At 74.1% G+C, this 9,591-nt stretch carries 10 protein-coding genes; 6 read left to right on the plus strand and 4 right to left on the minus strand.

Annotated elements, in window-relative coordinates:
- Window positions 1–1,218: M48 family metallopeptidase (locus AB0J52_RS15695; protein WP_500182283.1), on the minus strand; the 1,218-nt coding region annotated here is incomplete at its 3' end.
- Between the two features lie 104 nt (window positions 1,219–1,322).
- On the opposite strand from AB0J52_RS15695, the gene AB0J52_RS15700 reads away from it, so the two are divergent.
- From AB0J52_RS15700 to AB0J52_RS15715, 4 genes are all read left to right on the plus strand, one after another.
- Complete coding sequence (locus tag AB0J52_RS15700) at window positions 1,323–2,645, plus strand: deoxyguanosinetriphosphate triphosphohydrolase (RefSeq protein WP_500182284.1); 1,323 nt, start codon at window positions 1,323–1,325, stop codon at window positions 2,643–2,645.
- Window positions 2,646–2,694: 49 nt separating this feature from the next.
- On the plus strand, window positions 2,695–3,921 hold the full coding sequence (locus AB0J52_RS15705) for an NAD(P)/FAD-dependent oxidoreductase (protein ID WP_500182285.1): 1,227 nt from the start codon (window positions 2,695–2,697) through the stop codon (window positions 3,919–3,921).
- 70 nt (window positions 3,922–3,991) lie between these two features.
- Window positions 3,992–5,281 (plus strand): MFS transporter, encoded by a 1,290-nt coding sequence (locus tag AB0J52_RS15710; RefSeq protein ID WP_500182286.1) that lies wholly within the window; start codon window positions 3,992–3,994, stop codon window positions 5,279–5,281.
- Between the two features lie 98 nt (window positions 5,282–5,379).
- A complete protein-coding gene (locus AB0J52_RS15715) occupies window positions 5,380–5,802 on the plus strand; it encodes a GtrA family protein (RefSeq protein ID WP_500182287.1) in 423 nt (140 codons plus the stop codon).
- Between the two features lie 64 nt (window positions 5,803–5,866).
- Here the strand turns inward: AB0J52_RS15715 and AB0J52_RS15720 are convergent, their stop codons facing one another.
- Window positions 5,867–7,156, minus strand: a complete 1,290-nt coding sequence (locus AB0J52_RS15720; protein WP_500182288.1) for an alpha/beta fold hydrolase — start codon at window positions 7,154–7,156, stop codon at window positions 5,867–5,869.
- Between the two features lie 96 nt (window positions 7,157–7,252).
- Complete coding sequence (locus tag AB0J52_RS15725) at window positions 7,253–8,122, minus strand: LLM class F420-dependent oxidoreductase (RefSeq protein ID WP_500182289.1); 870 nt, start codon at window positions 8,120–8,122, stop codon at window positions 7,253–7,255.
- 84 nt (window positions 8,123–8,206) lie between these two features.
- Here AB0J52_RS15725 and AB0J52_RS15730 point away from each other — a divergent pair, with 84 nt between their 5' ends.
- The gene (locus AB0J52_RS15730) at window positions 8,207–8,575 is read left to right on the plus strand and encodes a MerR family transcriptional regulator (RefSeq protein ID WP_500182290.1); all 369 of its coding nucleotides are present in this window, start codon (window positions 8,207–8,209) and stop codon (window positions 8,573–8,575) included.
- 37 nt (window positions 8,576–8,612) lie between these two features.
- Here the strand turns inward: AB0J52_RS15730 and AB0J52_RS15735 are convergent, their stop codons facing one another.
- Complete coding sequence (locus AB0J52_RS15735; RefSeq protein WP_500182291.1) at window positions 8,613–9,233, minus strand: TIGR03086 family metal-binding protein; 621 nt, start codon at window positions 9,231–9,233, stop codon at window positions 8,613–8,615.
- 82 nt (window positions 9,234–9,315) lie between these two features.
- On the opposite strand from AB0J52_RS15735, the gene AB0J52_RS15740 reads away from it, so the two are divergent.
- On the plus strand, window positions 9,316–9,591 hold a 276-nt coding region (locus AB0J52_RS15740), incomplete at its 3' end, for a GntR family transcriptional regulator (RefSeq protein WP_500182292.1).

A 9,591-nucleotide genomic window follows, 5' to 3' on the forward strand; every position in this document is an offset into this window, starting at 1 on the left:
GCCGAGGTCGCGCAGCCCGGCGGCCAGCTCGCTGAAGCGGCCGGCGGAGACGGCGGCGACCGCCCCGCCCAGGGTCGGCTCGGGCGCGCGGTCGATCCGCTGCGCCGCCACCAGCAGGTCGCTGACGGCCTCGGCGTTGGCGGCCCGGTACATGGCGCGCGCGACCAGCTCGTCCCACGGCACCGCGGGCAGGGCGAGCGCCCGCTCCGACCACAGGTCCGCCTCCACGGCCTGCTCGGCGGCGGCCGGGTCGCGCAGCACGGTCGCGGCCGGCCGGTCGTCCACCTGGACGGGGCTCTCGGGCTGCCGGGCGATCGCGGCGAGCCGGTCGGCCAGCGCGGGATGGGAGTCGTAGGCGGAGGTCTCGGCGGCGTTCGCCTCGGCGAGGAACCGGTCGCGCTGCCCCGCCAGCAGGCGCCGCAGGCCGCCGTACAGCTCGGTCGGGCGCGCCTCGGCCGGGCCGATCAGCGGCAGGTACTCCGACCCGTACGCCGACCACGCCGCGCCCGCGATGTGCACCTTGGTGAGCGCCTCGGACGCGGCGCGCCGGCCGGCGATCCGCACGGCGAACTCGTCCGCCTCCAGCTCCTGCCGGCGCGACACCGCCTCGGACACGCGGAAGTAGAGCTTGGCGTACCAGACGAACAGCCGCTGGACGAAGGGGTGGTTGCCGAGGCCGCCGATCGTCCGGATCAGCGCGACCCGGCCCCGGTAGGTGGGCTGGCCGAGCCGGGTGTGCGCGCCGCTGTAGTGGCCGAGCTCGTGCCCGAGGACGGACGCCAGCTCCGACCGGGTGAGCACGCCGAGCAGCGGCAGCCCGACGAACATCCGGCGGCGCTTGGCGCGCAGGCCGAGCCAGGAGGTCTCCTCCATGACGGCGGCGTTGACGTCCGGGACGAGCCGGATCTCGTCCGGCGGGGCGGTGCCGACGGCGGCGGCGAGGGCGGTGACCTCGCGCCACAGCTCCGGCTCCTGCTCGGGGCCGACGATCCGGCCGTAGGAGTCGTCGCCCTTCTTGCGGCCGACCACGAGCAGGGCCCGCAGCAGCGCGAACGCCGCGACGGTCAGCACGATCACGATCTTGAGCGCGGCGAGGTGCGACGGGTGGGCGAGGTAGAGCGCGTCGGCGGCGACGGCGGCCGCGAGGACGAGCCCGACGAGGACGTAGAAGCCGGCGAGGAGGGCGAGCGCGAGCGCGGCCCGCAGCGTGGTCGTCATGTGCCGGATCCCGGGGGGAAGGGGGTCATGTGTTCGTGCCTCGGTGGTCGGGGACGGCGTTGGTTTCGGCGGGATCGGGGGGCGGGTGCGTACGCTGGGAGGAGATGACTGTATACACCGATCGCGACCGCGCGCGTCGCGCCCCCGAACCGCCCAAGCGGCGCGACCGCACCGCCTTCCAGCGCGACCGCGCGCGCGTGCTGCACAGCGCGGCGCTGCGCCGGCTCGCCGCCAAGACCCAGGTCGCCTCGCCCGGCGAGCCCGAGCCGACCGGCAACCTGCAGATCCTGCGCACCCGGCTGACGCACTCGCTGGAGTGCGCGCAGGTCGGGCGCGAGCTCGGCCTGTCCCTCGGGTGCGACCCGGACCTCGTCGAGACCGCCTGCCTGTCGCACGACATCGGCCACCCGCCGTTCGGCCACAACGGCGAGGTCGCCCTCGACGTCGTGGCCCGCGACTGCGGCGGTTTCGAGGGCAACGCGCAGAGCCTGCGGGTGCTGACCCGCCTCGAACCGAAGTCGTTCGCGCCGGACGGCGCCAGCGTCGGGCTGAACCTGACCCGCGCCGCCCTGGACGCGGCCATGAAGTACCCCTGGACGCAGCCGAACGCCGTGAACGGCAAGTTCGGCGTCTACGAGGACGACCGCGAGTACGCGCGCTGGGTCCGCGAGGGCGCCCCCGAGGACCGCGCGTGCTTCGAGGCCCAGGTCATGGACTGGAGCGACGACGTCGCCTACTCCGTCCACGACCTGGAGGACGCGCTGGTCGCCGGGCACATCGACTTCGCCCTGCTCGCCGACCCGGCCGAGCGGCGGCTCGTGTGCGAGACGGCCGCGAAGCTGTACTGCTCCCCGGACCCCGCCGCGCCGCCGCCCGGTGAGACCGCCGGGCCCGGCTCGTCCACGCGCGGCGGCGCGCCGCTCGTCGCGGACGTCGCCGAACTGGAGGAGCGCTTCACCGACCTGCTGGCCGAGCCGTACTGGCCGGACCGCTACGACGGCTCGACCCGCACGCTCGCCGCGCTGAAGAACCTGACCAGCTCCCTCATCGGACGGTTCTGCGTGGCGGCCGAGGAGGCGACCCGCGCCGCCTACGGCGACCGTCCGCTGACCCGGTACGCGGCCGACCTGATCGTCCCGCGCGCCCAGCGGCTGGAGTGCGCCGTGCTGAAGGGCATCACCGCGCACCACGTCTGGATCAGCCACGAGACCGAGCGGGCCCGGCAGCGCGAGCTCATCACGGAGCTGGCCGACCGGATGGTCGCCGGGGCCCCGGGGACCCTCGACCCGGTCTTCCGCGAGGCGTTCGACGCGGCGTCCGACGACGCCGGGCGGCTGCGCGCGGTCGTCGACCAGATCGCGTCCCTCACCGACACCTCCGCCGTGGCGCGCCACCGCGCCCTTGTCTCCCGCGGGGAGTCGGCGTAGTGAGATAGGAACAGCCCGTGTCCGCGAGCCCACGCTAAGGAGACCCGCCATGCCCCAGGAGACGTTCGTCATCGTCGGCGCGAGCCTCGCCGGTGCCAAGGCCGCCGAGACGTTGCGCCAGGAGGGCTTCGAGGGACGGGTCGTCCTGGTGGGGGAGGAGGTCGAGCGCCCCTACGAGCGTCCGCCGCTGTCGAAGGGCTTCCTGCTGGGTGCGGACTCGCGGGAGTCGGCGCACGTCCATCCGGCGGAGTGGTACGAGGAGAACCGGGTCGAGCTGCGGCTGGGGACGGCCGCCACCTCGCTGGAGCGGGAGGGCCACGCGGTCGTCCTCGCCACGGGGGAGCGGTTGCGGTACGACCGCCTGCTGCTCGCCACCGGCGCGTCCCCGCGCAGGCTGGAGGTGCCGGGCGCGAAGCTGGAAGGCATCCACTACCTGCGCACGATGGCGGACGCGGCGGTGCTGCGCGAGGCGCTGTCTCCGGGCGGGCGGCGCGTCGTGGTCGCGGGGGCGGGCTGGATCGGCCTGGAGACGGCGGCCGCCGCTCGGTCCATGGGCAACGACGTCACCATCATCGAGCCCGAGCCCGGCCCGCTGCACCGCCACCTGGGTCCCGAGCTCGGCGAGGTGTTCGCCCGGCTGCACCGCGAGCACGGCGTGAACCTCAGCTTCGACCAGGGCGTGGCCGGGTTCTGGGGCGCGGGCCAGGTGTCTGCGGTCGTCTCGTCCGGCGGGGCGGAGATCCCGGCGGACGTCGTCATCGTCGGCATCGGCGCCCGCCCGAACACCGCGCTGGCCGAGGGCGCGGGCCTGGAGGTCTCCGACGGCGTCCTGGTGGACGCGAGCCTGCGCACGTCCGACCCGGACATCTACGCCGCCGGTGACGTGGCCTCCTGGGAGCACCCGGTGCTGGGCCGCCGCGTCCGCGTGGAGCACTGGGCGAACGCCTTGGACGGCGGCCCGGTGGCGGCCCGCGCCATGCTCGGCCAGGCGGTCGTCCACGACGCGCTGCCGTACTTCTTCACCGACCAGTACGAGCTCGGCATGGAGATGTCGGGGCTGGCGTCGCCCGGCGACTACGACGAGGTGGTGTTCCGGGGCGACGTCGAGTCGCTGGAGTTCATCGCCTTCTGGCTCTCCGCCGGCCGGGTGACGGCGGCGATGAACGTCAACGTCTGGGACGTCACCGGCGACCTGCGCCGCATCATCACCAGCGGGGCCGCGCCCGACCGCGCCCGCCTGACCGATCCCAAGGTCCCGCTGGCCGAGCTGGTCTGACTCCGGCGCGCCCGGAAGCGGGTGGGGCGCGACCTCCAAACCGGATGATCTCGGTCATAAAGTGGTGGGGGTGACCACTCTCACCGCCAGCGTGCTCCCCGCCGAACTGCGATCCGCCCGGCGCGCGGTGACCGTCGCCTTCCTGGTGCACGGGCTCGCCGCCGCGGCGTGGGTGGCGCGGATCCCGCAGATCAAGGAGCACCTCGGGCTGAGCGCGGGGACGCTCGGGCTGGCGCTGCTCGGTTCGCCGATCGGCGTCGTGGTGTCCACGCGGATCGCGGGCCGCGCGGTCGCGCGCTGGGGCAGCCGGGCGGTCGTGCTCGTCTCCGGGACGGCGGCGGCGCTCACCCCGGTGGCCCTCGGCCTGTCGGTGAACCTGCCGATGCTGGTCTGCGCGCTGGTGCTGCTCGGCGGGTCCCTCGGCCTGATGGACGTGGCGATGAACGCCCAGGGCGTGGCGGTCGAGCGCGGCTACGGACGTCCGATCATGTCGGGGCTGCACGGGGCCTTCAGCGTCGGGTCGCTGATCGCGGCCATGCTGGGCGCCGTGGCCGCGCACGCCCATGTGCCGGTGGGCGTCCACCTGAGCGTCCTCGGTGTGCTGTTCGCGGCGTTGCAGCTCGTCGGCTGCCGCGGCCTGCTCGACCGCTCGCACCCCCACCTGGACGAGCCGCCGCACACCGACCTCTCCGAGGCCCTCCCCGCCGTTCCGTCCGGGAAGGACGACTCCGCCCCGGCCGACACCGACGCGAGCGGCGGCGCGACGCGTGACAGGGCCGGGACGCGTGACGGGGGCGGAAAGGGGATGGGGGCCGGGCTCCTGCTGGCGCTGCTCGGGGTGATCGGGCTCTGCTCGTTCGTCGGCGAGGGCGCGATGGCGGACTGGAGCGCGGTCTACCTGAAGGAGTCGCTGGGCTCCGGGGCCGGGTTCGCGGGCCTCGGCTACGCCGGATGCGCGGTCGCGATGACCATCGGACGGCTGACCGGGGACCGTGTCGTCGGGCGTTTCGGGGCCGTCCCGGTGCTCCGGGCGGGGTCGCTGGTGGCGTGCGCGGGCCTCGGCGGCGGCCTCGCGATCGGGCATCCGTGGGCGGCTGTAGCCGGATTCACCCTCTTCGGGCTCGGCGTCGCGGTGGTGGCGCCGGTCACGTTCAGCGCGGCGGGCAACCTGCCGGGGATTCCGGCGGCGCACGGCATCGCCCGGGTGACCGCGGTCGGCTACCTCGGCCTGCTGGGCGGGCCTCCGGTGATCGGGTTCATCGCGCAGGGGGTCGGGCTGCCGTGGGCGCTGGCCGTCCCGGCGGCGCTCTCGGGCATGATCGTGCTGCTCGCGGGGGCGACCCGCGCCGCTGATCGTTGACCTTTCTGTGATCAGGGACGCGGCGCTCCTTCCGGACGTGTCGGGTAATGTTCCGGCAAGTGAGTACCTTGCAGCGGTCAAGGCCAACCAAAATGGCCATGGCTGTGCGTCCCTACCGGCCGTTCCTGAGCGAACTGCTCAGTTTCGGCATGGTCGGGTTCGTCGGCACGGTGATCACGATCGGCGGCGCGAACCTGCTGCGGGCGTGGCTCGGCGGGTCCCCGGTGACGAGCGTGGTCATCCCGACGCTCGTGTCCACGGTGACGTCCTACCTGGCGAACCGGTACTGGACGTTCCGGCACCGCGACAGCGACGGCTCCGGCCTGGAGTTCGTGATCTTCTTCGCCCTCAACGGCATCGGCGCGCTGATCCAGGTGCTCTGCACGGGCTTCGTCTACTACTCGCTGCACCTGCACGGCGGCATCGCCTACAACCTCGGCCTGCTCGCCGGCCTCGGCCTCGGCTCGTGGTTCCGGTACTGGTCCTACCGCAAGTGGGTCTTCACACCCGCGGCCGCCTGACACCCACCCCTCCCGGGCTCCGGGAGGGGTTCCTCGTTTCTCGGGCGTCCCGCGTCCGCCGCGGTCAGGCCTCGCCGCGGACCATGCGGATGAGCCGGTCGAGGACCTGGCCGTCGCTCACGCGCAGCCCCTCGTGCTCCCACTCGTTGGTGACCCAGGCGCGGGCGTTCCCCACGGCCTGGACGGTCTCCATCGACAGGCCGAAGTCCACGTACATGTCGTTGTGGTAGACGGCGGCGGCGAGCGGGACGTCGTTGCCTCGCAGCCGCGCGGGGTCGTACAGCGCGGACCAGTCATCGTGCTCGGCGAGCAGGTCGGCCGCCTCGCGCAGCGGGGCCACCGACGGGTCGTCGGCGACCATCCACGGATAGATCATCTCGCCGGTGAACAGCAGCGGGCCGTCGCGGTCCGGGTCCGGGGCGAACTCGGGGAACTCGGCGCGCAGGCGCTGCGCCGCCCAGCGGGTCGGGTTCGCGCCCTGCGCGTAGCACGGCTCGTGCAGGACGAGGTGGATCGGTGCGTCGGTGTGGCTGAGGTGCGTCCCGACCTGTTCCAGGAACACCTGCGACAGTTCCGGGCCACCGTCGGCGAAGGCGGGTTCGAGCAGGTAGTGCAGGCGGTCGGCGCCGTCGCTCATGCCGAGCATCAGGCCGAGCGACTGCAGGCCCTCGACCGTGAGCCGCCGCCCGTTCGGCAGCCGCTCGTCGTGCCCGGCGAGGCGGCGGGCGATGGCGCGGACGAGGTCCACGTCGTCCGGGTAGCGCTCGTAGAACGCGGCGTTCCGGGCGGCGACGCGCGGATACGTCCGGCGGTAGACGTCCTCGGCGGTGGCCGCGAGGCCCGGCATGCCGCCCGTGACCAGCGCCTCCCGGACGCCCTCGGGCGCGAACGACAGGTAGGTGTTCACGCAGAACCCGCCGTAGCTCTGCCCGAGGATCGTCCAGGGCGTGTCCCCGAGCAGCTCGCGGCGGATCAGCTCGGCGTCCAGGACGATCGAGTCGGCGCGGAACCGCATGAGGTACCGGGCCTGCTCGGCGGGGCCGCCCAGCGCGGCGACCCGGCGCGCGGTCACCGGCGTGGACAGGCCGGTCCCGCGCTGGTCCAGCAGCAGGACGCGGTAGTCCGACAGCGCCCGGTTCAGCCAGCCCTCGCGCCCGGACGGGCGCGGCGACCCGTATCCCGGCCCGCCCTGGAGGAACAGCAGCCAGGGCAGGTCGTCGCGGTCCGCGTTCGCGGTCGCGACGACCTCCCGGGCGAACACCTCGATCCGCGGCCCGTCCGGGTCGGCGTGGTCGAGCGGGACAAGGAAGCGGTGGCCGGTGACGACGGTCCCGGTCTGACGGAACGAACCCATGGCCCGACCTTAGAGGGCCGCCGTCAGGGTCCCGTGCCGCGCCCCCCGGCCCCGTCCCGCCGGGCCTTGCCGCCCCGGCCCGGCGGAGCGGGCGGGTCAGCGGCCGGCGGGGACGATCTTGTCGATCTCGGCGCGGGCCTCGGCGAGGACGCCCGCGATGTCCTGGTCGGCGCGCTGCGAGAAGATCACGTGGTCGACGCCCGCCTCGGCGAGCCGCCCGGCCGTCTCGACGGCCTCCCCGGCCGAGCCCGCGCCCGGCAGGACGGTCAGCGACGTCTTCTCGATCTCGGCGTAGTCGCGGCCCTCGCGCTCGCAGTGCTCGCGCAGCACGTCGAGCTTGTGGGGCAGGTGCTCGCCGTCGAAGATGTTGCAGGCGTCGGCGTACTTGGCGACGAACCGCAGCGTCTTCTTCTCGCCCATGCCGCCGACCAGGATCGGCGGGTGCGGGCGGCGCACCGCCTGCGGCGAGTTCAGCGGGCGCTCCGCCGAGATCCGCCGGCCCTCGAACGCGCTCTCGTCGCCCTGCCACATCTGGTGGGCCAGGCGCAGGGTGTCCTCGAGCAGCTCGAACCGCTCGGCCGTCGGCGGGAAGTGCAGGCCGAGGCCGCGCGACTCCTCCTCGTTCCAGGCCGCGCCGACGCCGAGCCACGCGCGCCCGCCGGACAGCACGTCCAGCGTCGTGACGGTCTTGACCAGCAGGGCCGGCGACCGGTAGCTCACGCCGGTCACCATCGTGCCGAGCGTGATGCTCTCGGTGAGCGCCGCCGCGTAGGCGAGCGCCGAGTAGCCCTCGAGCATGGGCTCCTCGGCCGGCCCGACCGACTGGATCTGGAAGAGGTGGTCCATCACCCACAGCGAGTCGAGTCCGCCCTGGTCGGCCTCGCGGGCGATCCGGCCGAACTCCGCCGCGATCCGCGCGGGGCCGCCGGGGAAGGTGAAGCTGGGTACCTGAAGTCCGATGCGCATGGTTCCGAGTCTCGCTCCTGGAGTGCGCTCCAGGTCAAGCGCCATGGTTGACCTGGAGCGCACTCCAGGTGGAATCCTGACCGGGTGAGTTCCTACTCCCCGGCCGAGACCGCCGAGAAGAGCGGCTTCAGCATCGACACCCTCAGGTACTACGAGAAGATCGGCCTGCTGGACGGGATCGCGCGCAACGCGTCCGGACGGCGGGTGTTCACCGACGACGACCTCGGCTGGCTCGGCATGCTGCGCTGCCTGCGCGAGACCGGCATGCCCATCGCCGAGATGCTGCGCTACTCCGAGCTCGCGCGCGGCGGCGAGGAGACCTTCGCCGAGCGGCTCGAACTCCTCCAGGAGCACGACCGCCGCGTCGAGGCCCAGATCCGGCTGCTGCGCGCCCAGCAGAAGAAGATCAAGTGGAAGGTCGCCTTCTACGCCGGCCGCGCCCCCGACGAGTGACGGCCCCCGGTCCGGCCCGCCGGCCAGGGCGGGACGGTCAGGCGGCGGGGCGCCAGGCGGGATCGCGGCCGAGGAGCGCGAGGAGAAGCTCGCGCGGAGGACGGCCGTCCGCGGCGACGGACGGCGCGAACGACGCCCCCGGCCCCCGCGACCCGGGGTCGTCCGGGACGATTTGGGCGACCTTGAGGGAGGCCTCCACCAGCTCGTCGTCCGGCTCCCAGGGCAGGCCGAGGGCGGCCGCGACGTCCCAGGCGTGGACGACCAGGTCGACCACATGGAACGAGATCGCCAGCGGGGCGGGGAAGAGCCCGCCGTCGCGGACCTCGGGGAGCGCGAACCCGCGGGTCAGGACGCCGTCCTCGGCGAACGCCTCGGTCACCAGCCGCCCGGACGCCACGACCGCCGCGTGCGGGTCGTCGCCGAGCGAGCCGCCGCGCCACACCGCGAGCCTCTCGCCGCCGCCCCGGGCCGCCGCCGCGAACCCCTCGTCCTGGCTGACCTGGTGCCGCAGCAGGCCGTGCAGCGTCCAGTCCGGGCAGGGGGTCGGGCGGGCGAGGTCGGCGGGCTTGACCCCCGCGACCAGCGAGGCGAAGAGGTCGAGCGCCCGGCGGTCCAGGTCGCGGAAGTCGGAGGAGGCGAGTTCGGTGAGCACATCCATGCGTTCACCGTAGGGACCCGCAATGGCCCACGTACAGATCCAATATCGACCCGGCGTGTTGTGCCAATCTAGACTGCGCGGCGTGGAGCTGCACATCACGCTGGACGACCGCCGCGACCTCTCCGGCGGCCTGTACCGGCAGCTCAGGGACGCCGTCCTGGACGGCCGCCTGCGGGGTGGCGAGGCGCTGCCGCCCACGCGGGAGCTGGCCCGCCGCCTCGCGGTCTCGCGCGGCACCGTCTCGGTCGTCTACGAGCGCCTCGCCGCCGAGGGGTACCTGATAGCGCGGGTCGGTGCAGGCACGTTCGTCCGCGAGTCCGCCGTGCCGTCGCCGTCCCGGCACGCCCCCGCCGCGTCC

The sequence above is a fragment of the Spirillospora sp. NPDC049652 genome (assembly GCF_040675125.1).
GTDB lineage: Bacteria > Actinomycetota > Actinomycetes > Streptosporangiales > Streptosporangiaceae > Spirillospora.